The sequence below is a fragment of the Hahella sp. HN01 genome (assembly GCF_018986435.1).
Classification (GTDB): domain Bacteria; phylum Pseudomonadota; class Gammaproteobacteria; order Pseudomonadales; family Oleiphilaceae; genus Hahella.
In genome coordinates this window covers 32735-57639 of record NZ_JAHMIN010000023.1, presented here as the reverse complement: position 1 = coordinate 57639, position 24905 = coordinate 32735, and the positions used below count along the sequence as shown (strand labels likewise).

Below are 24905 nucleotides of genomic sequence, written 5' to 3'. Positions count from 1 at the left end.
TTGTTTTTCCTCCTGCCGCCGAAACCCTGTTGTCACTGTTCAACTCATTGATTTTAGTACTCGCATAGTACTCGCGCCCATTAGTTGACTGATTGGTCAATTACTGGAATGAAATCTGCAGCATATTGGGTTTACAACCTCGACGACCTGTCGTCGATAGCTGAGGACTTGGCTATGGGGGTAGACCAGCAAGTGCGCGCGATAGCGTTGACCTCGCATACGCGCAACGGGGTGAAACATCCCGTCAAATGGGGCGCTGCGGATATTGGCGAGCGTGGGCCGATTATCGGAACGCTGTCCAATCCCGCCTGTAAAAACACCATCGGCTCTCATGCCGGCGCTTACAGTCTGTATCGCGCCCTGGCGGTGGCGAAGGGCGATTTATCGCCGCTGCACCGGCCGGATCTTACCAATACGGAACCGGTGATCGATTTGGGGCCGCACCCGCAATGGAGCGATGCGGACAAGATTGTCTCCCTCGACCCCTGGGGGCACCGCGTGGCCTCAGACTTCCAAACGCACCTGCAACAAGGGTTGGATATCCGTCCCACCATCGCTGTCACCAAAGCGCGTATCGCCATCCCCGAAATTCAATATGCGGTGAAGCAAGGGCTGATTCCCGCCGACGGCAAAATATTGCTGGCGACCGGCGAAGCCAATGTCACCAAGGTCGCCATTGAGCCGGTTTGGCATCTGCCTGGCGTCGCGCGACGCCTGGGGGTGGCGGAGGCGACCTTGCGCAAGGCGATGTTTGAGCACACCGGCGGCATGTTTCCCGAGCTGGTGACGCGGCCAGACTTGTCGGTGTTGTTGCCTCCCATCGGCGGCGTGACGTTATATCTGTTCGGCGACCATACGGCTATCTCCGATCCCGAGCGGGAAGTCGCCTGCCGGGTGCATGACGAGTGCAATGGCTCCGATGTTTTCGGCTCGGATATTTGCACCTGTCGCCCCTATCTCACCCACGGCATTGAAGTGTGCATTCGCGTCGCCCAGCGCGGCGGTGTGGGGATCATCCTGTATAACCGCAAAGAGGGAAGAGCCCTTGGAGAGGTGACCAAGTTTCTGGTGTACAACGCCCGTAAACGGCAAGTGGGCGGCGACCGTGCGGACGCCTACTTTGAACGTACCGAGTGTATCGCCGGCGTCGAGGATATGCGCTTTCAGCCATTGATGCCGGACCCGTTGCACTGGTTGGGCGTGACGCGCATCGACCATATGGCGTCCATGAGCAATATGAAGTTTGAGGCGCTGACCAGTCAGGGCATCGAGATCGTCAATCGCATTACGATTCCCGATGACATGATTCCAGAGGACGCCAAGGTGGAGATCGACGCCAAAGTGGCGGCGGGCTATTTCTCACCAGGCGCTCCGCTTTCCAAAGACGCGCTAAGCGTTAAATCCGGCAGGGATCTGGAGGCCTATTGATGTCGAACTTGCAGGAAAACTTCGCGACGGCGCAGGAAGCGTCCGTCTATACGGCAACGCAATTACACCTGTGGCGCGCGGAAACCGTGCGCTCGCGCTGCGGCGAAATCTTTGATCGCGCATGCGCTGGCGAGTTGCTCGCGTACGACTATCGGTCCGATAGAGTTGAGGCGGCGGCAGAGTACGTCATGGGCGTCATATTGGAGAATTATCCTGATCTGAACATACCGCCACACAGCCGCTGGCGCCACTTTTCCTGCGGCGGCGTGGACCGATGGTCTCCTATCGCTAATGGCGCAGGAGATCTGAATGAGCTGAAAATGCGGGCGACGGAGCTAACCATGATCAGCGTGCTGCTGGATGCCGGCGCTGGCGCCGATTGGCGCTATGTCGAGTCCGCCAGCGGGCTGACGTTATCCCGTTCTGAAGGGCTGGGGGCCGCCAGCGTGGCGCTTTACGCGCAGGGGGCGTTGTGCTCAGCGGGGACGCCTTTCCGAGTGGATGCGGACGGCTTAAGGAAATTGACGACTGCGCAACTGGCGGCCTGCTTTCAAGTCAGTGAACACAATCCGCTGATAGGTCTGCAGGAACGGGTGACCTTGTTGCGTCGATTAGGCGATGTTGTGGCGAGCGCGCCGGGCGTCTTCGGCGGAGAGGGTCGGCTTGGCGCCTTGGCCCCGTATCTGGAGGGGGCCAGTGCGGCGGCCAGTGTAGCCAGAGGAGCGGGAGTGGCAGGTGGTCTGTCTGTGGACTTCGCTTTTCGTGAGTTGCTGAAACTGTTGTCCGGCGTCTGGCCAGTGCGAAACCCTGAGTTAGGCGCGCTCGGCGATGTCTGGGCGTACCCTGGTGTCGGAGCGAATGAGCCGGGCGCAGGGCTTATCCCTTTCCACAAGCTTTCCCAATGGATGATGTACTCCCTGACGGAAGCCTGGCGCATCTCCGGTATGGAGGTCATTGAGGACGATACGCTGACGGCGCTGGCGGAATATCGCAATGGCGGGCTGCTGCTGGATATGGGCGTGCTGGCGCCGAAAGATCCCGCCTTCGCGGCGACGGAGTATGAACCGGGTGCGCCGGAAGTGGTGGAGTTACGGGCGATGACCGTCGCTGTCGTTGATCAGCTCGCTGCGCGTTTGAATACGCAGCTTAGGGAGCGTGGCGTGGCGCTGACGATGTCGCAAATACTGGAAGGCGGAACCTGGAGCGCTGGGCGTAAACTGGCCTTCGCGCGCTCGCCAAACGGCGCGCCGCCAATCCGATACCGTGCGGACGGCACTTTATTTTGAGGCGAGGGAAGTCGCTGCAGACTTCCCGCAAATCTATATCAGCAATGGTTGAGAGACAGCTATGACAATGACTTCATTAGTGGAAAAGCATCCCGGCGTGTACATGGTCAATCACCCCTTTGTGCAGCATAAGCTCACCAGTCTGCGTGACAAAAACACCTCCACCCGGGAATTCCGCATGCTGGTGCAGGAGTTGGGCGTATTGATTGGCTATGAAGCCACCCGCGACCTGGAGACGGAACTGGTGGAAGTGGAAACGCCTCTGGAGAAGACGATGTCGCCGACATTGAAAGGCAAGAAGCTCTGTATCGTCACCATCATGCGGGCGGGCAATGGCATGACCGAAGGCGTGCTGCAACTGTCGCCGTCGGCGCGAGTGGGGCACATCGGACTCTATCGCGATCCGCAGACCAAAATGCCCATTGAGTATTACGTCAAGATGCCGCCGGATCTGGATCAACGGACGGTGATCTGCGTTGATCCCATGCTCGCCACAGGTCACTCCGCGACGGCGGCGGTGCATAAAATCAAGGATCTGGGGGCGCAGGATATCCGCTTTATCTGTCTGTTCGCCGCGCCGGAAGGCGTCAGCCTGTTTCGTGAAGAACACCCGGACGTGCCGGTATATGCAGGAGTGATCGACAGTCATCTGGATGACCATGCCTATATCCGACCCGGCGTGGGCGACGCAGGGGATCGGATATACGGCACGAAATAGCGCTTCGCTTCGTTCTTTACGGGCGACAGCGGATCAGGCGCTGGTCAATGTCGGCGCCCGGGGAGCGGGACGTGACGCCTCCAGGTTTTTAACGCGTTGTCCTATCGGCGGAGGGACTTCTTTGTCCACCAAGACATCCAATAGGACAGGCCCCGGGCGTTTAAACAGGGAGGCAATGTCCAGACGCGCCAGTTCTTCAAAGTCCCTGATGCGATAGGACTCCACGCCTAAGGATTGGGCGAGCATGGCGAAGTTGGTTTGCGGTAACTCATTGCCGAAACTCTTCATGCCGCGCATGCGTTGCCCGTGCATGACAGTGCCCAACACGCCGTTATTCAATATCAGAATCACCACGTTTAGGTTGTGCTGCTTGGCGACGGTGATTTCCTGCGCGGTCATCAAATAACTGCCGTCCCCGGTGATGCAAAGCACCGGAATATGCGGGTTGGCGAACTTGCCGCCGATGGCCGCGCCGATCGCCCAGCCCATGGCGGCGAATCCCATGGAGATCGGCATTTTATTCACGTCAATGACCGAGGCTGAGCGAGGATGCCAGTAATGGGTGGCCCAGAAAAAAGCGTTGCCGGCGTCCGCATAGAGATGCACGCCTTTGGGCGCGCATTGGCTCAGCCGCCAGAACAGTCGGCGCGGGTTGATAGGGGTAGTGTCGGTATTGCAGTCCTCGATATGCAGCACGCTGATATTTTTGGGCAGGTTGTTTTCATTGCGTAGGGCGGGGAGGATTTCTTCGCTGGCGTCCGCAGCGGGAGCGGCCTGGTTTTCCTGGTTGAGATAGTCGAAGACGATGCGTGGACTGCCCATCAGATTCATTTGCGCCATATGGGATTTGGCCAGGTACTCCGGATTGTTGTTGATGTGCACCAGACGCCGCGACAGGATGGTGCTGCCGTCCCAGCCGCAGGTGGCGTGCTCGTCCAGATTGGCGCATACCACCATAATGATGTCCGCTTCCTCCGCCGTCAGGGTTTTGCGGGCGGACTCATGTCCCGCCGTGCCGAACACGCCCCGATACAGGGGATGATCAGCGGACATCAGGCCGCGCCCCATCGGCGTGGTGACGATGGGCCAGGCGCGTCGCTCCGCGTAGCAGAGAATCTCCCGCATGGCGCCGGCGCATCCGTTGCCGATGACGATGACGCCGCGCTGGTAGCCTCGCAAGATGGTGTTCAGGCGTTGCAGTACGACTCTGTCCGGGGTGATCTCCTGTCCCAGAAAGGTATGCAGGGAGATGGGGTTGCGGCTGGATGGAATCGGTGTTTCGAAAATATCCAGTGGAATGCTGATATGCACGGGGCCGGGAGTCGGGCCGGTGGCGTGGCTCAAGGCCGCCAGCAGGTTGTGCTCCAGTTGTTCGGGATGGGATACCAGCGTGTTGTAGCGGGTGCAGCCCTTGAACATAAGTATGGTGTCGACGCCGGAAGCGCTGCTCTCCTGCATGGCGCCGCGGCCGAAGGTGCTGATGGTGCTTTGTCCCGTGATGACCAGCATGGGGACGCCGTCCACGAAGGCGTTGCTCACAGGCGTCAATAAATTAGTGCAGCCAGGGCCGGAGGTGGCGCTGCACACGCCAATGACGCCGCTCTCCCTGGCGAAGCCGTCCGCCATGAAGCCCGCGCCGGCTTCGGAGCGCGTCAGTATCCAGCGTACGTGGGTATTTTCCTCGTGGCGGGCGAGGGCGCTGCCCAGCGGGTCGATGTTGCCGCCGGACACGCCGAATACAAACGGCACTTTTAGCAGACTGAGATATTTAACAATTAATTCTGCGCAACTGATCGCGTTGGTCCGACCAGTTTGGGTAATAAGGGGTTTTGATTCCATGGGCGTTGTCCTGTGTTGAAAAAGTTAAACAACAGGCGCGAAACCCCACCTGGGCTCAATTTCCGGCATATCGGCGCGGAGCCCATCGGTGCGGCGTCTTTCTTGGGGGGGACTAGTGGGCTCGTTGACGCTATCGACGCGTTCAACAAACCCTACTCACAGACATCAAGCGCTTTTTTATCCCTAACAGCATAGCAAAAGCAGGCGGAAATCCAGGGCGGGAGAAAAATAAATTCCGCTTAGGGGATATTTTTGTGACTCTCTTTGCTTATCCAGGCGATCCAGACCAGCGCCAGAGTGGCGAGATTGACGGTCACCGGATTGAAGGCGTCCACCAATAAGCCCGGGGAAAACAACGCGACATCCGCCAGGAGACCGACCAGCGCGACGCCAGCGGCCAACAGCGGAAGGCTGCTGCGCAGCGGCAGTGCGATCAGCAACCCCAGAATGATTTCCGCCACGCCGCCGGCCATGGCGATCTGCGGGGCGTACTGGCCCAGGCCCTGGGCTTCAATCATGGCCAGCTCGGTTGGGCTGAGCCACAGTATTTTGGGAACCAGGCCGTGATAAAGAAAGACGCCGGCTACGCTGAGGCGCGCAACCCAGTGAATACGTTGCAATACATCCATTATGAGTACGTTCCTGTCCGCTCGTATTGAGTCATTTATTGGTTGGATTTTCGGCCATGGGCTGCGTTGGCGCGCCTTGCAGAAAGCGGCTGTTATGGTCCGGCGTAGGCAGCAGACAATGATCATATTTGCCGAAGAGGCGATACCGGTTCTGGGCGATAAGATCGTAGCCCCAGTCTTTCAGAGCCCGCGGCAGTATGCGGAAAACTCTCAAGTAGCGCCAGGGAGCGGGAAATTGCGCAATGATGCGCAGGAAGGCTTCTGATTTCTCAAAGGCGCGGTCGCCTTCGACATAAAGCATGGTGTCAAAGCGGTCCAGCGGCATGTCAAACCAGGCCAAAATCGCCTGTCCCTCAGGGGATTGCACGGAGGCCATTTTGAACTGTCTGCGCTTGTCGTATTTGATCAGGAATTTTGACCAGGCGTTACAGAGCTTGCAGACGCCGTCGAACAGGACGACCCGATCGTCGCTTTGCATGTAGGGCGGTATGCTGGTTTGTGTTGCGGAAGGTTGCGTCATGGCGACTTACTCCGTTGCACTGGGCGCGCTCAGCGGGCGCAGCCGGTAATACAGAATCGCATCGAAGGGATAGCCTTTTTGCGAGGGAACCCAGGCAGGATCTTGGTGAACGTCCGGGCCGCTGATCAGCAGTTTTTCGATGCTGGCGCCAGCGATTTCCACGCCTCGTGTGTGCAGTGTTCTGTTCCATGTGGCCGCAATAGGTTCGCCTGAGAGCACGTTGCTTACATAGGCGTAGGCGTTTGGCGCGTTACCTTCGGACTTGTGCGGGCGCGCCTGGGCGGCGTTCCAGTTTTTATCCTGCTTCAGGGTGGAGACCAGATGAGCGCCGATCCAGTCGTAGTCGATCAGCCTGCCAATGACGAGGTGCTCAAGCTGAGCGTTTTCAGGCAACGCATTCAGCGCAGTGTTCAGTAGTGCGAGAGTTTCCTCTTGCGTGGCGCCGCAATAAAAGACGTCACCGTGGGAGAGACGGAACGTCAGCGTTTTGGCGTTGTATTCAATGCCGCCCTGACACTGGCCCATGTCGCCTGTCGCGATGGTCTCGGCGTGTGCGAATGTAGTGAGGAGAGTCAGCGCGCTCAGCGTCGCCATGCGTGACAACAACGGGAATCTGCGCTTGAACGCCAAGTAGGAAAAGGTCCCCATAAAACTCCTTGGAGAGGTCATTGCGGTCTTATGCCGTCAGTATGCCCCACTATTATGAGGCGACAAAGCCCGGCATTAAATCCCCTTAACAACCGGCCTTAGGCCTTTATTTTGCAAGAGGCCAGTTGCAGAATCTGACATAACGGATGGAGACAGGAGCGCTGTCATGGAACAGATTGGAAAACTCATCATTCTTTTGTCGGCACTGGCGGGATTGATCCCTTTCTCTGCTTGGGCGGAGGATGCCGGCGTTGCGTCGCAAACGCCGTCCACCTCAGTAAAAACGCCAGCACCCGATAAAGAAAAAATCGCGCCGCCACGGGGCATATTCAGCAGTCATGTGATAGGCAAGGAAGCGGATTCATTACGCCCGGCGTTCGTGAAAGGGGGGCTGGTCAGGGTGTTCTGGTCGGATATAGAGCCCAAGCCCGGACAGTATGATTTCTCCGTCATCGAAGCGCAGCTACAGGGCGTTCGTCACTATGGCAAATTATGGTCCCTCGCCGTTTTGGCGGGACCCCGGGCGCCGGACTGGCTGTTCGATGAGGGCGCAGGCTCCATGGAAATACGTTTTCGCGGAGAGCGCACGCGTATCGTTCCCTACTGGGATCTGCTTTTGCAAGCGCGCCTGAAATTACTGGCGGAAGCTCTGGGCAAGAAGTACGGGAACGATGAAACTCTGAAACTGGTGTATGTGCCGCAAGCCACCTCCAATGGCATTGAAGGCCACTTCAACGGCAACCGCTATGAAGACCTGCAACGTCAGGGTTTCACCCCCGACAAATGGGTGCGCGCGGCGGGAGAAGCCATCGACTCTTTTTACCGGGCGTTCCCGCAAAAATACCTCGCTTTCGAAGTGCATGAAATCGGCACGGTGGAAACGCCGGAACGCATCATGCGTCTGATTGAAAAGAACTACCGCGATCGGGTCGGCATCGCCGTCTGGTGGCTGTCAGGACGAGAAAACTACCAGAACGCTCTGCTGCAGGAAGTCCGCGACTTTCGAGGCTACAAATACGCACAAGCCATCGGACGCTCCGACCAGGGCCGCCGTTTCGGCGCCGGCGGCTACGGCGGCATGTTCGAGCAAGCTAAAAAGCTCGGTATCCGCTACATCGAAGTCTGGAACTACGAAATCACCCGCAACCGCAACCCGGAAGTCACCCAATCCATCGAGGGGTTTAGCCGCAGTGAGGCTGTGCAGGGAGAGCCGGGAGCCTGATCACTGGTTTGCCCCGGCGAAAAGACATTCCCCCGATCTGTGCAATACTTGTTTATAGGAGCGTTTTTCAGGGTTGCATGTAGACAATATTGCACGGGGTGAGTGGAATGATTGAGTTTCTATGCGGCGACATCACCGAGTTGGAGGTGGACGCCATTGTTTGTCCCGCCCACAAATATCTCAGTAAAGGCCGGGGCTTGTCCGCGCAGATTTTTGAGCAGGCGGGAGAAGAGGCGTTGGAGGCGGCCTGTTCTCAGGCTGGGGAGTGTAAGGTGGGCGACGCTTGCCTGACGCCGGGTTTCAAGCTGCCCGCCAAACATATTATTCATACGGTGACGCCGCAGTGGACGGGCGGCGACCAATGGGGCGGTTCTGATCTGCATTTGTTGGCCAATTGTTATGAGAGCGTGGTTCGGCTGGCGCTGGAACATAGCGTCAAAACCATTGCTTTCCCCGCCCTCGGTGCGGGAACCAATAAAACGCCGCAATCCATGGCCGCCCATGAGGGTCTGGAAGTCTTGGTGAAATATGCGGACAGCTTTGAACGTCTGATCATCTGCTTGCACTGGGAAGCTGGACTGGATACCTGGCGGCGCACCTACGAGGATTTTTTCGCCAGAAGAATGGAGCGGTCCCGCAAGACCGGCTGAAGGCTGGCCATGTTCGCACGAGTCGTTAGAATAGGTCGCTCATAGGCGCTGTATTTAGGGCGTCGTTGCTTGATTCGACTTGGCGGACGGGAAAACTGTACTGTGAAACCTCTTAACATTCTGGCCATCTCCGGCAGCCTCAGGAAGGTCTCCTATAACACCGCGGCGATAGAGGCCTTAAGCAGATTGGCCCCGAAGGACGTAACGGTGAAAGTCTACCAGGGGCTGGGCGAGCTGCCGCTGTTTAATCCCGACCTGGAAAATGAATTACCCGCTGCTGTAAGAGAGTTGAAATCCGCATTGGCGCAAGCGCAAGGATTGATTATCGCCAGTCCGGAATACGCCCATGGAATCAGCGGCGTTATGAAGAACGCCCTTGATTGGCTGGTGAGCGGCGAGGAGTTTGTATACTTGCCTGTCATGCTCATCAACACCTCGCCCCGGGCCAGCCACGCCCAGGCGGCATTGCGCGAAGTGGTCGCCACCATGTCCGGCCGCATCATAGACAACGCCTGCGTTTCTGTGCCTCTGCTCAGTTCAAACCTGAACGTGGAGGGGATTGTGCAATCCCCTGAAATTGCCGGCCCCCTGCAGACGGGGCTGCAGCAGTTTGTCGTCGGAATTCACGCGCAGGCTGAAGCCGACGACTGAGCCTCAGTCTGAAGCCGCGAGATTCGGGATATCAATCGCAAAATCAGTGATGCCGATATCCTTCCCAGCCTGTGACAACAGTGTGCTCGCCTGACCCCGATGATGCGTCTGGTGATTGAAGAAGTGCGCCAGCAGCTCGCCAAAGTTACGCACGCTTTTCCCGCCGGTCATGCTGCTGTAGTGGAGATTGAGAGCGTAGTCTTCTTCCGCTACTTCGTCGGTAAGCCAGCGAATGATCAGGGCGTCCAGTTGACGTCGCTTCTCCGATAGCGCATTGAAATCCGTATGTAAAATCTCACTCAGCGCTTTGGGCGTGGAGAACTGCGACAGTTCCTGCAGGGACTGGTAACGGTCGGAAAGTGATCTATATCGCCCCAGCCAGACCAGGTCCGCCACCATAATGTGGTTCAGGGTGCCGAGTATGGAACCGAAAAACGCACCGGAATCTTTCGTCAGGATGCTCTCGTCCAGTTTTGCCGCCGCCGCATAAACCTGATTGTTCATGCGCTGGTTGTATCCGGCCATAAGTTGATAGTGTTGCTTGAATCCCATGGAGTTGTGCTCCCATTTTTATCGTCGTTTTTTCGTAGTCTATGCAGAATAGGGACATAGGCAAGCGCCTTGAGAGAGGCTTTGTCTTTTTGCTGGGATAAGGGAGTGGCGGATAAAGTGTGGTGGATAAAGTAGAGAGGGCGCTGGTGAGCTGTGCGGAGCTACATGCTCCGTTGTGTCTCATCTATCAGTACGCTCTCTTGTTCTCCCGCATTGAGTGCGCGAAAGGGCGTTGTCAGCACGCCGCGGTATTGCAGTTCCCGCATGTAATCAATAGGAGACTTTTCCGTTTTGAAGGTTCCCCAGAATACGAAGCCGAGTTCGTGCAGACGCAAGCAGATGTCCCTGAGACGCTCGTTGTGGGTAAACACGTAAGTGGTGGGGCTGAATGCGTCGTCAGCGGGATAGGGGATATAGTAAACGTTTGGCGTAGCGCGGCTGTGCTTGGAGGTTTTGTTGAGCTTGAGTCCCAACTGAGTCAGCTGCGCCTTATCAAAGTCCTGGGCCAAGGCGACTTCTATCTCGTCGTCAAAAATCCATTTAACCAGATTCATGGCGTTGCTCAGATTCCTCGCCTTGGATGATTAGCCAGTCCGCAACTGGTCGTCCACAACTAGCCGTCCACATGGCTACCTGCTATAAAGCGCTGCGGGCGGCGTCTTGGATCTTTTTCACCATGGCGTGCAGACCGTTGCCGCGAGTGGGGCTCAGGTGGCGCATCAGGTCCAGCTCCGTGAACAGGGCGTCCATATCGAAGCCTACGATGTCCTGTGGGGACTTGCCGTTGAAGGCGCACATTACGACAGCAGCGAGGCCTTGTACGATCATGGCGTCGCTGGCGACCAGGACGTACATCTTGCCGGATGCGGCGTCCAGATGATGAATAAACCAAACCTGACTCTGGCAGCCGTGTACAAAGTTTTCCTCTACTTTGTGTTCCGCCGGCATCGCGGGGACCTGTTTACCCAGATCAATGACGTAGCCGTAGCGCTCTTCCCAGTCATCCAGAAACTCAAAACTGTCTTTGATGTCTGCGATGGTGGTGTCTTTTCCCAGCGGGTTGGCGGTGAAAATATCGGCTTGGTCTACAGCGGTCATGGTTATCGGTTCTGTCTGCTTAATTCATTGTCTGCAGGCGGTGAACTTGGCGCCTGCGGTTAGCTTATAGCATGCCTAGTTCGAGTTTGGCTTCCTCGCTGAGCATGTCGTTGCTCCAGGGAGGATCGAAGACCAACTCTACTCGCGCTTCGTCCACATTAGGCACCAGCGTGAGTTTATGCTTTACGTCATCGGCGATGACGGGCCCCATACCGCAGCCGGGCGCCGTCAGGGTCATCTCCACATTAACGCAGTTCTTGCCGTCTTCTTTGTTGACGGCGACGTTGTACACCAGGCCAAGGTCAACGATGTTTACGGGAATTTCCGGGTCGAAAACGGCGCGTAATGCTTCCCAGACATGACGTTCGTTGACTTCGCCTTCCGTGATGTCGTCAAAGTTAAAGTCTGCGACGTTTTTGCCCAGCGCGTCTGCGTCTCTGCCCTCAACTCGGGCCAGGTTGCCGTTGACGACAACGGTGAACGTGCCGCCCAGCGCCTGGGTGATGGTGACGAATGTATCCGCCGGGATGGTGATCTCCGTGCCCGCAGGAACCAGTCGCGCGATGCAGTCCCGTTTGGTGAGTACAACCTCTCTTTCCATATCGATCAGGCGTCCTCTTTTATGGAAAAGCTTTCCCCGCAGCCGCAGGATGAGTCTACGTTGGGGTTGTTGAACTTGAAGGCGTAATTCAGGCCTTCTTTGACGAAGTCGATCTCAGCGCCATTAATATAGGGCAGGCTCTTGGCGTCAACATAAACAGGAATGTCGTCAGCGAGTACGAACTTGCGATCATCGTCGGAAGGGGCCTTAACCAGATCCACGATATATTTAAAGCCGGAGCAGCCGCTGGCTTTGAGGCCCAGGCGAAAACCCTGGACGTCGGGATGCTGGCGTAACTGCTTGCGGATGTGTTGAGCCGCAGCGTCGGTGATACGCAATCCCACTTCAGGCGTAAAGGTTTGCGCGGACATAGTGGTCTATCTCCTAAATAAACAGTCTGGTTATCTTCTGTAGGGCGGCGAACAGTTTTTCAACCTCTTCGCGGGTGTTATAGAACGCGAAAGAGGCGCGGGTGGTGCCGGGAACGCCGAGGCAGTCCATTAATGGCTGCGCGCAATGGTGTCCGGTGCGTACGGCGATGCCTTGTTGATCCAGCAGTGTGCCCAGGTCGCTGGGATGCAGGCCGTCCACCAAAAAGGAAAAAACGGAAACTTTGTTTTTCGCCGTACCCACCGGACGTAAGCCGGGAACGGTCGGCGCCAGCTCCGCCGCAAGTTGCAGCAGGCTGTCTTCATGGGCTTTCAGTTGCGCTTTATCGAACTGGTTCAGATAGTCCAGCGCCGCTGCGAAACCGATGGCTTCAGCAATGGCTGGCGTACCAGCTTCAAACTTAAAAGGAGGTACGTTGAACGTGGTGCCGGAGAAGGACACGCGCTCAATCATTTCGCCGCCGCTTTGATATGGAGGCATGGCTTCCAGCAGTGCTTTGCGGCCGTATAGAGCGCCGATGCCGGTAGGTCCAAACGCTTTATGGGCGGAAATCGCATAGAAGTCACAGTCCAGATCCTGCACGTCGATTTCAAGGTGCGGCGCGCCTTGTGCGCCGTCTATCAACGTCACCGCGCCAACGCTTTTCGCCAGACGAATCATCTCTTTGACGGGATTCACGGTGCCCATCGCGTTGGACGCATGGTTCACCGCGACGATGCGGGTTTTTTCGTTCAGCAGGGCCTGATAGGCGGCCATGTCCAGCTCGGCGTCAGGGGTAATCGGAATGACCCTTACCTGAGCGCCAGTCTGTTGCGCCACGATCTGCCAGGGCACGATATTGGCGTGATGTTCAAGCTGGCTGACGATAATCTCGTCGCCGGGCTGCAGGGTGCTGCGGGCGTAAGATTGCGCCACCAGATTAATGGCTTCAGTGACGCCGCGCACCCAGATGATATCTTCACGAGACGGTGCGTTGACGAAGGCGCGCACTTTATCGCGGGCGGCTTCAAACTCGCCTGTCGCGCGGTCGCTCAAGCTGTGGGCGCCGCGATGCACGTTGGCGTTAAACTCCCGATAATACGTGTTCATCGCCTCGATAACCGCCAGCGGCTTTTGCGCTGTGGCTGCGTTATCCATGTATACCAGAGGTTTACCGTTCACCTGCTGTTGCAGGATAGGGAAGTCCTCGCGGACAGACAGAACATCAAAGGGACGTTTAATCGCCTGGGTCATGCTGTAGCCTCCTGCGCTCCTTCATTATAGAAACGCTCCGCCAGTTCGAGTACGTAGGCGTGAGCCGTTTCGATCTCCATTTCCGCCATGACGGACTCCACGAATGCGCGGCTCAGCATGCGGTGCGCGTCAGACCGGGTGATGCCGCGGGACTGAAAGTAGAACAACGCCATGTCGTCCAACTGGCCCACGGTGGCTCCGTGCGCGCATTTGACGTCGTCGGCGTAAATTTCCAGCTCGGGCTTGGTGTTCACCTCGGCGGTATTGGTCAACAACAGGTTATTGTTGTTCATCGCCGCGGAAGATTGCTGGGCGTCACGGTGAATATGCACGCGGCCGTTGAACACCGCTTTGCCTTTGCCGTTGATAATGCCTTTGTAGGTTTCTTCGCTGACGCAATGCGGGGCCACGTGCTCGATTGTCGTGTGGAAGTCCACATGCTCACGACCGCCCGCCAGATAAACGCCATTCAGCTTGCAGGACGCCAGTTGTCCCAGCAATTTCACATTGATGTCGCGACGTTTCAGTGCGCCGCCGGTGGCGAAAGCATGCTGCTCGTAGTGGCTGCCGCCTTGCTGCTCGATGAATACGCAACCGGTGTGAATCTGGTTGGCGCCTTCGCAGTTCAACGCGTAGTGCGTCATTGTGCTGTTGGCGGCGAGAAACACTTCCGTCACGGTGTTTTGGAAAACTTTGCGCTCATGAGTATCGACATAAGTTTCCAGCAGCTCCAGTTTGGCGCCGGACTCCACCACCACGATCACGCGGTTATAGCTGGAAGCCGCTTCGCCGGAAACGTCCGCAGTATGGACGATTTGCACTGGCTTGAGCGCTTTGCTGTCTTTTCTGACGCGGATAAGCGCGCCGTCCTGCAGCGTGCCTGCATTCAATGCTGCAAAGGGGTGCCTGGCGGCGTCGAATGTTTTGCCCAGATACTCTTTGATCAGCGCCTGACCGGCTGCGTCCGCTGACGAGAAGGGGATCACTTCCAGAGCGGAGTCGTCGATGTTGGATGCGGCCAGCTGACCGTTATGGAATGTCAGAGTGTAAAAGTCGCCAGTGATGCCTTGCGGAGCGTCAGCAGATTCCGTTGTCCGCAAACGCAGGATATCGCCCTGCACGATGGGGGCGATAGGCGTGTAGCGCCAGGCTTCTGTTTTGCGGGTTGGAAGCTCCAGACCGGCGAAAAGGCTGCGGCCTTCACTGCGGGCGTCGTCAAGCCAGCGCAGATTGTCGCCCAGTTGTTCGCTCCAGGATTGCGAGGCTTCCACGCATTGGCGGTGAAAGTCTGCGTAGGGGTTGCTTTGGGTCGCCATGAATACCTCGCCTACGCTACTTTGTCGTCGTCCAGATTCAACCAGCCGTACCCTTTCTCTTCCAGTTCCAGAGCCAGTTCACGACCGCCGGATTTGACGATGCGGCCGTTGGCCAGAACGTGTACATAGTCCGGTACGATGTAGTTCAGCAGACGCTGATAGTGGGTCACCAGAACCACGGCGCGATCAGGGCTGCGCAGTGCATTGACGCCGTTGGCCACGACTTGCAGGGCGTCGATGTCCAGGCCGGAGTCGGTTTCATCCAGCAGCGCCAGCTTGGGCTCCAGCATCAACATTTGCAGAATCTCGTTACGCTTTTTCTCGCCGCCGGAAAAACCTTCGTTGACGCCGCGCTTGAGGAAGTCAGGATCCAGGTTGACCATACCGATCTTTTGACGGGCCAGTTTCAGGAAAGTCGCCGCGTCCAGTTCTTCTTCGCCGCGATGCTTACGGATGCTGTTCATCGCTGTGCGCAGGAATTGAATATTGCTGACGCCAGGGATTTCCACTGGATACTGGAACGCCAGGAATATGCCTTCGCGGGCGCGTTCCTCTGGCTCCATGTCCAGCAGATTCTGGCCGAAATAATTGATTTCGCCGGAAGTGACGTCATAACCTTCGCGCCCGGACAATACGTGGGTCAGGGTGCTTTTGCCTGAGCCGTTGGGGCCCATGATGGCGTGGACTTCGCCGGGCTTCACGTCTAGCGTCAGTCCTTTCAGAATCTCTTTTTCTTCTACCCGAGCGTAAAGGTCTTTAATACTTAGCATGTTTGATCCCATGTATCAGAAAGACAACTCTGCGACCGCCGCTTTAATTGGTCTATTAGGTCGCGGAATTTAACTCATCAAATATTCGCTGCCTGCTTTTGGCGGTTGCTTGATTGCGCATCGCAGCCCGCCGCAGGCGTTTATGCTTCCGCCGCTTATTAGCCGACGGAGCCTTCCAAACTGACTTCCAGCAACTTGCCCGCTTCCACCGCAAACTCCATGGGCAGCTCTTTAAATACTTCCTTACAAAAGCCGTTGACGATCATGGACACAGCGCGTTCTGCGTCAATGCCGCGCTGACGACACAGGAACAGCTGCTCATCGCTCACTTTGGAGGTGGTGGCTTCATGTTCAACCACGGCGCTGTTGTTCTTGCTTTCGATGTAAGGGAAGGTGTGCGCGCCGCATTTGCTGCCGATCAGCAGCGAGTCGCACTGGGTATAGTTGCGCGCATTTTCGGCGTTGGGAGCGATTCTCACCAGGCCGCGATAGCTGCTGTCGCTGCGGCCGGCTGAAATACCTTTGGAGATGATGGTGCTGCGGGTGTGTTTACCCATGTGAATCATCTTGGTGCCGGTGTCCGCCTGCTGCAGATTGTTGGTCAGAGCGACGGAGTAGAATTCGCCGACGCTGTGATCGCCTTTCAGCACGACGCTGGGGTATTTCCAGGTGATGGCCGATCCGGTTTCCACCTGGGTCCAGGAAATCTTGGAATGTGCGCCGGCGCACAGGCCGCGTTTGGTGACGAAGTTATAGATGCCGCCTTTGCCTTCTTCGTCGCCGGGATACCAGTTCTGTACGGTCGAGTATTTGATTTCTGCGCCTTCCAGCGCCACTAGTTCAACCACGGCGGCGTGCAACTGGTTTTCATCGCGCATGGGGGCGGTGCAGCCTTCCAGATAGCTGACGTAGCTGCCTTCGTCGGCGATGATCAGCGTACGTTCGAACTGCCCGGTTTTCGCCGCATTGATACGGAAGTAGGTGGACAGCTCCATCGGGCAGCGCACGCCCTTGGGAATGTAAACAAATGAGCCGTCGCTGAAAACCGCGGAGTTGAGGGCGGCGAAATAGTTGTCGCGGACAGGAACCACGCTGCCGAGATACTTCTCCACCAGCTCGGGGTGGTTTCTGACTGCTTCAGAAATGGAGCAGAAGATAACGCCGGCTTCAGACAGTTTCTCTTTGAAGGTCGTGGCGACGGAAACGCTGTCGAATACCGCATCTACCGCAACGCCGGCGAGGGCGGCGCGTTCGTGTAGGGGGATGCCCAGCTTTTCGTAGGTTTTCAGCAATTCAGGGTCGACTTCATCCAGGCTCTTGGGGCCGTCTTTTTGTGACTTGGGCGCGGAGTAATAGATGATGTCGTTGAAATCAATTTTGGGGTAGTGCACGTGAGCCCATTGCGGCTCAACCATGTTCAACCATTCACGATAGGCCTTGAGACGCCAGTTGAGCATGAACTCGGGTTCGTTCTTTTTAGCGGAGATAAAGCGGATAACGTCTTCGTTTAATCCCGGCTCCAGGGCTTCGCTTTCAATGTCGGTGATAAAGCCGGCCTGGTATTCCCGTTTGATGTATTGGTCAACTGAGTTTTCTGGCGTGCTCATGAGAGGGCCTCGATGATCGAAAAGAGTATTTTAACAGCGCGCATATAAAAGAAAGCTCCGAGTCATCCGCGCCTGGAATTTTTTAGCCTTTTCACCATGGCTAAGAGCGCTGACAAATCAGAGTTTTCTTATTCTTGACTTGATTGCTAGGGTACTGAAAAGCCCATTTCAAATCAATACTAAATTGGTAATCAATCGGGAATGCGGTTAGAATCGAAAAGGCGTGTATTCCTTACGCGGCGGGTTCGTTTGGCGATCCCGAGCCATGCGTTTATGAAGCTGATACAGGACTTCAATTATGTTGCGCTTAGCTAGACTTGCCGATTATGGGTTGTTGATCGCCTCTGCTCTGGATGAGCCAGGTAAGGACCTGGTCAAACTGGATCAGGTCGCCGATCAGACCAAGTTGCCCATACCCACCGTGCGCAAAATCATGAAGTTGCTGGTGGATGGCGGCGTCGTTCATTCCGAGCGCGGCGTTAAAGGCGGCTACTGTCTTTCCGACGCGGCTTATAATATCAGCATTGCGCGCATTCTCCGAGCTGTGGAAGGCGGTGTGGCGCTGACTGACTGCTGCGCTGAAGAACGCGTCTGCGACGTCATGCATGCATGTACGGTGCACAGCAACTGGTCGGTCATCAACCAGACGGTCAATGAGATTTTTGAGCGTCTCACGCTGCGCGATATGTCTCGTCGACTGAGCAAGGCCGATATCATCAGCAAAGTGCGTACGGACGACGACGTTGATCTCGTTATGTTGAGCGAGCTGGCTTCTTAGAAGCGCACACTTTTCATTAGTTATATCTATCCGCTCATATATCCATTCGTTTCAAAGTTAGCGCATTTGGCTCTAACGGCGATTTAATTCTGATTATTTCTGAATTTTAACCAATTCCGAAATTTCCTCGCAGCCCAGTTATTTAGGCGCTTTTCGGCGTCTGGTTACAGAAAGAAAATAAAAAATCAAGACTTTTTTCCTATAAGCGCAATTTTTGGTTGTACTCAGAGCATTGTTTGCAGATAATCGCGCCCAACAATATGGACTATCCTTACAGTAATCGCCGGGAAACAAGCGGTTTAGCTTAGTATCCGGGTTTTGGTTTTATGCTTCTTGCGGAAGGGGTTGATTTATGAACCAAAAAGATTTTGCAAGCAGTAAAGTGTTTTACGATACGAAGCACTTTCCCAGAGGATTCAGCCGGTCTGGTTTCTTTTCCAAGAAAGAAGCGGATTTGCTGGAGCGTTCCGGGTATGCATTGCAAGAGCTCACAAACGGCAATCGCAAGCCTGCGACACCGGCGGAAGAACAACTTCTGACAGTGTTGAGAGGTGAAAGAGCGCCTGGGACGGACATTGAAAAGGTGTGGATCAAGTATCTCAAGCATATCAGCACCAAACGCGTGTCCTACACCACCGGCATGGCGTTCGCTATGTCCGAGGGCGGCGACTTTACCGACGTCGAAACCGATTGACGCTCACTCTTGAAAAAAGGCGCTTTACAGTGCCTTTTTTCTTTCTCGACTCTATACTCAACTGCATTTCCATGCAGAATCCTTTTCTATACTCATTCAATGTCATATTCAGAATTATTACCCGCCAATCGGGCTGTGCTGTTTGCCAATCTGGGACAGGCAATGCTGAACGGCGAAAAATTTCCCGGAGTTTTCGACTCCGCCGCCGACATTTCGCCTCGCTGTTACACGGCTAATTTGAATCAACTGGCGGAGAGCGTCAGGCAAGAGGCGGATAAGCCATTGCTGGAGCTTATCCGTGAGAGTGGAGTGTTCTTACCGTGGGAAGTGCGCTTTATTCAGTTTGGTCTCGCCACTTTGCGTATTGCGGAAGTCTTCGCCCGCCTGTGTGACTATTACGTGCTGATTGGGCGCTCATCCCGTCAGTTATCCGCCTGGTTGGCGGGTTCTTGGTTATTGTGTTGCTTTACGTTGGCCTACCTGCTGTATTTCTTTGCATTTGGCGCCCAGACAACGCTGACTTCCATGAGTGTTTGCGCCTCGGCGGCGGTGGCGGGGCTGGTTATCGGCGTGCGGCTGGCGCCGGTTTTCCTGCGTAATTGGGTGGAGCCGGATTCGCGTTTCTGGAACGCGGCCTCCCGTTTCCCACAGATTCGGTCTCTGGTCGTGGCGCGCAGCGTGTATCAGTATCTGCTGAATTTGGGGTTATGCGTACAAGCGGGGATGGATCTGCCGCGTACGCTTGGCGTATGCGCGAAATCTGAGCCTGTGGACTGGCTGCGTCAGAGATACCATATCGTGGCGGCGTCTGTGGGTAAGGGGAAAAATCTTTCGAAGGCGTTTCTGGAAAGCGGCGTACTGAGCGAGACCCGCATCACTGCGCATCCCGATGAGAGCAAAGGCAAGCCGGCGCGGTTATGGGATCCGGGAATTATTGAAGTCGTGCGGCAGTCTTTCGATGAACAACTGCGATATGCGTCGAAAGTGGCTCCATTGCTGTTGTTGGCGCCGCTGACGATTGTTTGGCTGGTGATGGCGTTTAGCGTTGGCTGATGCGACGCTGAAACTGTCCAGCGCTCCATTGGTCTACATCCGAATGTGAATGTTGAGCCGGAAGCGCTGGCTGGAGCGGGCAACGCTTAGTGGTGGTGTCCGCCAGGGCCATGTACGTGGCCGTGATCAATTTCTTCTTTCTCCGCATCACGCAGACTGACGACTTCCAAAGCGAATGTCAGCGTTTGACCTGCGTAAGGGTGGTTGATATCGACGTCGACCATGGAGTGGCCGATTTTCATGACCGTGACCACTTGCACGCCTTGCTCTGATTTAACCGGGATGGCGTCGCCAACCTGATAACGGCCCGCATGCTTCAGATACTTTTTGGAAATACGCTTGATGCTGTCTTCCTGACGCAGACCGAAGGCTTTTTCCGGGGGCAGGGTGATTTCGAACTTGTTGCCGGCGTCTTTGCCTTCCAGCGCTTCCTCTAAGCCTTGCAGCACGTTGTCATAGCCGTGCAAGTAGGTAATGACTTCGTCTTCGTAGGTGTTTTCCAGTTCTTTGCCTTCTTGGTCTTTCAGGACGTAGTGGAACTGGACCACTTTATTTTTGCTAATCGCCATAATCGGTCTCCGTAAAAATCTGGCCGGATTTTAGCGCAATTGCGCGCCGGTTACAGCAATTTTGCAGACGCGTTCATCACAGATAAATAATGTCCTTCCTCATTGGCGCGAGGCGCTTCAACAATCGATTTTGCGTGGGATAAGGCACGCCTTCCTTGTTCATGACGTTGATCAGCAAGTCTACGGTTTTGTTGAAGTCCGCTTCGGAAATCGACATCCCGGAGTGGCTGTCGCGCATGCTGTCGCCGGTATATTCGCAGGGACCTCCGCTGATATTGCAGAGTTGTTCAGATAGTTTTTCTCTGAAGCGGTCGGGGTCTGTGTCGGCGAAGAAGGGCGCGATATCTTCGGAGTAGCTGATTTCCTCCACGAAGCGGTCAACCAAACGAGCGATTCCTTGTTCGCCGCCCAGTGCGCGATATAAAGAGGCATCCTGAGTGACGCCTGCGCAGCCGGTCAGGTGTAACGTCGCCGCGGTGAGTGTGATAGCGATGGCTTTTGTCGCATCACGGAGTATCGAACTTGCTTGAGAGTTGGCTTGCGTCATCTGTGTTCTCCGCACGCTGAGAGTCAATAGGAGGCTCACCATAGATAGCCGGTCAGGGATAAATAAGCGCCCCGCTGGTTATCCTGGCCGGCGATGTCGCCCAAATCCACCCAGGCCAGAGTGATGTTCACGTGCTTGTTGGGAAAATACGCGATAAAAACATCGCTCCAGTCTTCCTCTTCAGCGAATCCCAAGTTATCGGGCTTTTGGCGGTACTCCGCCCCGACTGCGACATGGGCGTTAAGCAGGACGGCTAGGGCGGCTTCCACTTGGGCGCTGTAGCGGTCGCGCTTGTCGCCGCCAAACCCGAGCAGGCCCAGTTGATTGGCTTTGGTGGCCCTCACGCCGATGCTCCATAGCAGGTTGTATCCGCCGACAGCGCCAAGATGCAGTTTGCTGGCGGTTAGATAAAAGTCCGTTCCATGTTCCTCATCCGCGGCGCCGACCGCCTTGGCGATCGCCGTGTCCTGCAGGCGTTTGTACTGAACGCCTGTGCTGACCTGGGGCCATTCGCTGTATATGAGGTCGCCGTAAAGGCGCACTTTGGCACCATAAATGTCCTGGCGTATCTCCGCGCCGGCCTGTTTCAGGTCAAACTTCTGATGCGCGACGCTGATCTCGACCCGGTCATAGAAGTTCAGCGCGCCACCCCAGACATCCAGGCGGTAATCGTCGACGCCGACGCGAGAGCTGAAGACGCTGCCGGCGATGTCGTCCCGCGAGGCGTAGCCCGCCAACACCGCCCAGGGCGTCAGGCCGCCGCCAGCGCTGCCTTCGATCTGCGTGACGCCCGGGGCCGCCAGAATTTTGCCTTCTCCGGCGTGGGCGATGGGAAGCATTGCAATTGCGGTGATGATTAACGTGCAGATCCGAATTAGTGCACCAGGAGAGAAAAGCCATCGATGAAAAATACGACTTAGACCTTGCCGAAAGCTTGAGTGGGAAGTTGCTGCGCGCGTTGTCGTAGCCATGGAGCCAGTTCCTTTGCAGGCATGGGTTTGGATAGAAAGTAACCTTGAATATAGTCGCACCCCATTTCCGCCAGCAAATCCATACTGCGTTGAGTTTCAACGCCTTCTGCAATGACTTTGAGGTTAAAGCTATGTCCCAGCTCAATCGTGGAGCGGACGATAATCTTGTCGCTGGCGGATTGTTCCAGAGGTATTACGAAGCTTTTATCAATTTTGATCTCCGACACCGGCATTTGCTTCAGTTTGGAAAGGGAAGAATAGCCAATGCCATAGTCGTCTACGGACAGGGTGAATCCGCGCTGACGGAAACGTTGCATGAGCGCGATAGCGTGGTCCGCGTCGCTCATCATGTCTCTTTCGGTCAGCTCAAAGGAGACTGCGCGGGTGGGCAGCTTCAACGTTTCCAGTTGGCTCAGCACGTTGTCCAGTAACTCATCGCGCTCCAAGTCCTGGGCTGACAGGTTGATCGCCGCTTGTAAATCGATGCCCTGGTCACGCCATTCGGCCACCTGATTGATGACGGTGCGCGTCACCCAGTCGGTGAGGGACGCGATAAGCCCGGCCTGCTCCGCCAGCTCCACGAAGATATCCGGGGGAATAAAGCCTTGCTCGGGATGGCTCCAGCGAATCAGCGCTTCGCATTTGTCGATCCGGCCAGAGGCAAGGTGCATCTTGGGCTGGTAATACATGCAAAGCTGGCCGTCGTCCTCTGCAATGGCGAGCTTCAGGTCTTGCAGTAGTTGCAGTCTGCGCAGGTGGGCTTCGTCTTCGCCTGACTCATAAAAGCGCAGGGCGCAACGTTCGCTGCGGGCTTTGTCCAGAGCGATGCTGGCGCGACGCAACAGTTCCTCGGCCGCCGCGGCATGCTCGGGGTATTGGGCCACTCCAATGCTGAATGACAGGGCCAGACGTAAGTCATCCACCTTAAACGGACGGGCCAGATGGGCCAGCAACTTATCGCAGATGGTGCGGGCGTTCTCGTTGCCAAAGACGTCCACCAGGCACAAAAACTCATCGGCGCCCAGGCGCGCGCAGATAGGGTTTTTGGGAATGAACTCGACCAGTCTTTGGCCTACCGCGCGCAGGCAGTCGTCGCCGACTTTCGGACCAAAGGTGTCGTTGATGTTTTTAAAGCCGTTGATGTTCAGGCTGATAATCAGGAAAGGGGCGTTGTGCCGCCTGAGGGCGTCTTCGACTTCCGCGATCACTTTGTTGCGGTTGAACAAACCGGTGAGGCCGTCGTGGGTGGCCTGATAGGTAATTTTGTATTCCCGCTCTTCGATATCCGATCCCATCTTGATGAAGGCCTGGAACAGGGTTTTGATTTCACTGGTGGCGATGGATATGGGCGTGAGATTGCGATATTGGCCGCGAGACAGGTCGCTGGCGATTTTCACCATGCGGCCAAGCGGCTTGGTCAGGTTGTGTGACAGCACCATGCTGCCGGCGATGGACAGCAGGAACGTCAATGCGGATATCAACAGGATGCGATCACGCAGTATCGAGAACTCTGCAAAAGCGTTGTGTAAGGGCACGGTCAGTACGGCTTCGATGGCGCTGTCGCCCATCCCCGACAGCGGACGACGTTTACTGCTGAAGGTTTGCTTTTGCTGGATCAGGGACAATAGCGTGTCAGGGATGGTTTCCGGAGCGCGCAGCGCTTCTTCCAGTTGATCACGCGACAGAGTGGACACCACCTTGGCGGCGCCTTGATCGCGCCACACAAAGGAAATGTGCACATTGGTGATCTGTCGCAACTCTTCCGCCAGTTCGCTGTCCAAACGGAAGCCAATGGCGGCGAACCCGATTGGCGCCGGCGCGTAGACCGGCAGAATGATCATCTGGTACAGCTCTCCCTGGTAGGCGACAAAGGCCGCCGCGCCGCTGTGAGTTAAAGCTTGTCGCAGCAGATCCTGATGGGCGAATTTGGCGATAGGAGATGGCGAATCCTGAGTGGACGCCTGCAGGGTCCCGCTCAGATCAAGCAGCAGCATCAGGTCGGCGCTGATGCGCTCGCTGTGATTGTTGAGTACGCTCTGGATGGTTTGCGTGTCCCGGGTGGCCACGGCTTGTTTAAAACCAAAATCCGAGGTGAGCACCTCGGCGGTGGTGGTCAGCTGCACTTCCCGGGATTCAAGAAGTTGTCCAAACACCTTGGCGGCGCCGCTGAAATCCTGATTGATGCGGTCGCTGGTGTAGTGGCCGATAGATATCCAATAAGCGCCCAGGATAGTGAGCGACGCCACGCAGACTAAGCTGACGGAGAGCAGAAGTATCTGGTTACGCAGACTATTCATGCTGTTGCTTGCGGAATTTGCCGCCGAAGCCGGACTTGCCCTGCGTGCGTTCCACGCCATTTCCCTGCATGTTCAGTCGGATAATGTAAGCGTCGCGATCCGCGGCGCTGGTAGGGAGCTCAGATAAAGACAGTCGCAATATGGTTTGAGAATCAATGGAAAGTTCGGGACTCCAGACCAAAATGTCTTGTGGCGCGGGCTTGGCGTCCGGAAAGGTCAACGTTGCTTTGCCGGATGCGTCGGTCTGGGAGAAGTAGGGCGTCTCCGCGACATAGATATAGCCAAGCATACTGTCGTGGATGTTGCACCCCAGCACCACGACGCCGGGCTGCTGAAACAGCAGAGGAGCTTCCGGCTGACCGCTGTAAAGCTTCAGTTCAAACACCTTGGCGGGAGAGAAGGAGTAGACATGATGGCGAACGTTATCACTGTTGGGAAACGCTACTTGCGCGCCGGCCGCCACGGCCAGAATTCTGGGCCGAAACTGCTTCTTCACCTGATCCATGATGGCGGGGGCTCCATCATAAGCCGGGGCGGGGGACGACCTTTGGTCTGCAGGCAGGCTGATGACCGCGTCCGCCACAGGAACGTCATTATCGCTCAAAGCCAGGAAATGAAGCGTTTGCGCCGCGACCATCGGACTCGCCAGGGCGAATGTCAGCGCCAACGCTCGGCAGAGACAACCGGGGGATATAGCGGCTCGGGTTGGGTCGATGCGGCCCCTGATTACACGTCGCTCATTTGGAATTACCAAACTTCGTTCCTCACGCCTTGATTGACGGTTTCCCAAGCGCAGCAGTGACGACGCCGAAACGTCAACAGACCCTAAATCTCTTGA

27 protein-coding genes are annotated in these 24905 nt (G+C 56.2%); 9 read left to right on the top strand and 18 right to left on the bottom strand.

Annotated features, from left to right (window positions below; all coding sequences use genetic code 11):
- Positions 1 to 108: 108 nt before the first annotated feature.
- The 3 genes from KP814_RS20775 to upp all read left to right on the top strand — a co-directional run bounded on the left by KP814_RS20775 (position 109) and on the right by upp (position 3432).
- Positions 109 to 1428, top strand: a complete 1320-nt coding sequence (locus KP814_RS20775; RefSeq protein ID WP_253938524.1) for a GTP cyclohydrolase II — start codon at positions 109 to 111, stop codon at positions 1426 to 1428.
- Entirely contained in the window at positions 1428 to 2714 is a 1287-nt protein-coding gene (locus KP814_RS20770) for a DUF1688 family protein (protein ID WP_216738571.1), read from the top strand. The genes KP814_RS20775 and KP814_RS20770 overlap by 1 nt, the downstream gene beginning before the upstream one ends.
- A gap of 61 nt (positions 2715 to 2775) precedes the next feature.
- Positions 2776 to 3432 (top strand): uracil phosphoribosyltransferase, encoded by a 657-nt coding sequence (upp, locus tag KP814_RS20765; RefSeq protein ID WP_127973062.1) that lies wholly within the window; start codon positions 2776 to 2778, stop codon positions 3430 to 3432.
- Positions 3433 to 3465: 33 nt separating this feature from the next.
- Here upp and KP814_RS20760 read toward each other — a convergent pair whose 3' ends face one another.
- The 4 genes from KP814_RS20760 to KP814_RS20745 form a co-directional block, all read right to left on the bottom strand.
- Positions 3466 to 5271 carry a thiamine pyrophosphate-binding protein gene (locus KP814_RS20760; RefSeq protein ID WP_216738570.1) on the bottom strand — a complete coding sequence of 602 codons (1806 nt, stop codon included), beginning with the start codon at positions 5269 to 5271 and terminating at the stop codon, positions 3466 to 3468.
- Between the two features lie 239 nt (positions 5272 to 5510).
- The gene (locus KP814_RS20755) at positions 5511 to 5900 is read right to left on the bottom strand and encodes a DoxX-like family protein (RefSeq protein WP_253938523.1); all 390 of its coding nucleotides are present in this window, start codon (positions 5898 to 5900) and stop codon (positions 5511 to 5513) included.
- Between the two features lie 31 nt (positions 5901 to 5931).
- On the bottom strand, positions 5932 to 6420 hold the full coding sequence (locus KP814_RS20750; protein ID WP_253938522.1) for a thiol-disulfide oxidoreductase DCC family protein: 489 nt from the start codon (positions 6418 to 6420) through the stop codon (positions 5932 to 5934).
- 6 nt (positions 6421 to 6426) lie between these two features.
- A complete protein-coding gene (locus KP814_RS20745; RefSeq protein ID WP_216738569.1) occupies positions 6427 to 7068 on the bottom strand; it encodes a hypothetical protein in 642 nt (213 codons plus the stop codon).
- Positions 7069 to 7234: 166 nt separating this feature from the next.
- Here KP814_RS20745 and KP814_RS20740 point away from each other — a divergent pair, with 166 nt between their 5' ends.
- The 3 genes from KP814_RS20740 to KP814_RS20730 all read left to right on the top strand — a co-directional run bounded on the left by KP814_RS20740 (position 7235) and on the right by KP814_RS20730 (position 9591).
- Positions 7235 to 8290, top strand: a complete 1056-nt coding sequence (locus KP814_RS20740; RefSeq protein ID WP_216738568.1) for a beta-galactosidase — start codon at positions 7235 to 7237, stop codon at positions 8288 to 8290.
- A gap of 107 nt (positions 8291 to 8397) precedes the next feature.
- Positions 8398 to 8940 carry a macro domain-containing protein gene (locus KP814_RS20735; protein WP_216738567.1) on the top strand — a complete coding sequence of 181 codons (543 nt, stop codon included), beginning with the start codon at positions 8398 to 8400 and terminating at the stop codon, positions 8938 to 8940.
- 102 nt (positions 8941 to 9042) lie between these two features.
- Positions 9043 to 9591: an NADPH-dependent FMN reductase gene (locus tag KP814_RS20730; RefSeq protein ID WP_216738566.1), complete on the top strand. Its 549-nt coding sequence runs from the start codon at positions 9043 to 9045 to the stop codon at positions 9589 to 9591.
- Positions 9592 to 9594: 3 nt separating this feature from the next.
- On the opposite strand, the gene KP814_RS20725 is transcribed toward KP814_RS20730, so the two are convergent.
- The 9 genes from KP814_RS20725 to sufB all read right to left on the bottom strand — a co-directional run bounded on the left by KP814_RS20725 (position 9595) and on the right by sufB (position 17158).
- A complete protein-coding gene (locus KP814_RS20725) occupies positions 9595 to 10143 on the bottom strand; it encodes a DinB family protein (RefSeq protein WP_216738565.1) in 549 nt (182 codons plus the stop codon).
- Between the two features lie 161 nt (positions 10144 to 10304).
- Positions 10305 to 10697 (bottom strand): hypothetical protein, encoded by a 393-nt coding sequence (locus KP814_RS20720; protein WP_216738564.1) that lies wholly within the window; start codon positions 10695 to 10697, stop codon positions 10305 to 10307.
- Positions 10698 to 10779: 82 nt separating this feature from the next.
- Complete coding sequence (locus KP814_RS20715; protein WP_216738563.1) at positions 10780 to 11241, bottom strand: SufE family protein; 462 nt, start codon at positions 11239 to 11241, stop codon at positions 10780 to 10782.
- 64 nt (positions 11242 to 11305) lie between these two features.
- Positions 11306 to 11842, bottom strand: a complete 537-nt coding sequence (gene sufT / locus KP814_RS20710) for a putative Fe-S cluster assembly protein SufT (RefSeq protein WP_216738562.1) — start codon at positions 11840 to 11842, stop codon at positions 11306 to 11308.
- 5 nt (positions 11843 to 11847) lie between these two features.
- Positions 11848 to 12213 carry an iron-sulfur cluster assembly accessory protein gene (locus KP814_RS20705; protein WP_216738561.1) on the bottom strand — a complete coding sequence of 122 codons (366 nt, stop codon included), beginning with the start codon at positions 12211 to 12213 and terminating at the stop codon, positions 11848 to 11850.
- Between the two features lie 13 nt (positions 12214 to 12226).
- The gene (locus KP814_RS20700) at positions 12227 to 13465 is read right to left on the bottom strand and encodes an aminotransferase class V-fold PLP-dependent enzyme (RefSeq protein ID WP_216738560.1); all 1239 of its coding nucleotides are present in this window, start codon (positions 13463 to 13465) and stop codon (positions 12227 to 12229) included.
- Positions 13462 to 14781 (bottom strand): Fe-S cluster assembly protein SufD, encoded by a 1320-nt coding sequence (gene sufD / locus KP814_RS20695; RefSeq protein ID WP_216738559.1) that lies wholly within the window; start codon positions 14779 to 14781, stop codon positions 13462 to 13464. Before sufD ends, KP814_RS20700 begins: the two co-directional genes overlap by 4 nt.
- 11 nt (positions 14782 to 14792) lie before the next feature.
- On the bottom strand, positions 14793 to 15551 hold the full coding sequence (sufC, locus tag KP814_RS20690; protein WP_216738558.1) for a Fe-S cluster assembly ATPase SufC: 759 nt from the start codon (positions 15549 to 15551) through the stop codon (positions 14793 to 14795).
- 158 nt (positions 15552 to 15709) lie between these two features.
- On the bottom strand, positions 15710 to 17158 hold the full coding sequence (sufB, locus tag KP814_RS20685; RefSeq protein ID WP_216738557.1) for a Fe-S cluster assembly protein SufB: 1449 nt from the start codon (positions 17156 to 17158) through the stop codon (positions 15710 to 15712).
- A gap of 298 nt (positions 17159 to 17456) precedes the next feature.
- On the opposite strand from sufB, the gene KP814_RS20680 reads away from it, so the two are divergent.
- From KP814_RS20680 to KP814_RS20670, 3 genes are all read left to right on the top strand, one after another.
- Positions 17457 to 17936 carry an SUF system Fe-S cluster assembly regulator gene (locus KP814_RS20680; RefSeq protein WP_216738556.1) on the top strand — a complete coding sequence of 160 codons (480 nt, stop codon included), beginning with the start codon at positions 17457 to 17459 and terminating at the stop codon, positions 17934 to 17936.
- A 352-nt stretch (positions 17937 to 18288) separates the two neighbouring features.
- Positions 18289 to 18630: a DUF413 domain-containing protein gene (maoP, locus tag KP814_RS20675; protein WP_127973044.1), complete on the top strand. Its 342-nt coding sequence runs from the start codon at positions 18289 to 18291 to the stop codon at positions 18628 to 18630.
- Between the two features lie 162 nt (positions 18631 to 18792).
- Complete coding sequence (locus KP814_RS20670) at positions 18793 to 19683, top strand: hypothetical protein (RefSeq protein WP_253938521.1); 891 nt, start codon at positions 18793 to 18795, stop codon at positions 19681 to 19683.
- Between the two features lie 86 nt (positions 19684 to 19769).
- Here KP814_RS20670 and KP814_RS20665 read toward each other — a convergent pair whose 3' ends face one another.
- From KP814_RS20665 to KP814_RS20645, 5 genes are all read right to left on the bottom strand, one after another.
- Complete coding sequence (locus tag KP814_RS20665; RefSeq protein ID WP_216738554.1) at positions 19770 to 20252, bottom strand: peptidylprolyl isomerase; 483 nt, start codon at positions 20250 to 20252, stop codon at positions 19770 to 19772.
- 76 nt (positions 20253 to 20328) lie between these two features.
- Positions 20329 to 20799 (bottom strand): group 1 truncated hemoglobin, encoded by a 471-nt coding sequence (locus KP814_RS20660; protein WP_216738553.1) that lies wholly within the window; start codon positions 20797 to 20799, stop codon positions 20329 to 20331.
- A gap of 35 nt (positions 20800 to 20834) precedes the next feature.
- Complete coding sequence (locus tag KP814_RS20655; protein ID WP_253938520.1) at positions 20835 to 21638, bottom strand: DUF3034 family protein; 804 nt, start codon at positions 21636 to 21638, stop codon at positions 20835 to 20837.
- Between the two features lie 77 nt (positions 21639 to 21715).
- Positions 21716 to 24067, bottom strand: a complete 2352-nt coding sequence (locus tag KP814_RS20650; RefSeq protein ID WP_216738551.1) for a bifunctional diguanylate cyclase/phosphodiesterase — start codon at positions 24065 to 24067, stop codon at positions 21716 to 21718.
- Entirely contained in the window at positions 24060 to 24821 is a 762-nt protein-coding gene (locus tag KP814_RS20645) for a methylamine utilization protein (RefSeq protein ID WP_216738550.1), read from the bottom strand. The genes KP814_RS20650 and KP814_RS20645 overlap by 8 nt, the downstream gene beginning before the upstream one ends.
- Positions 24822 to 24905: the final 84 nt, after the last annotated feature.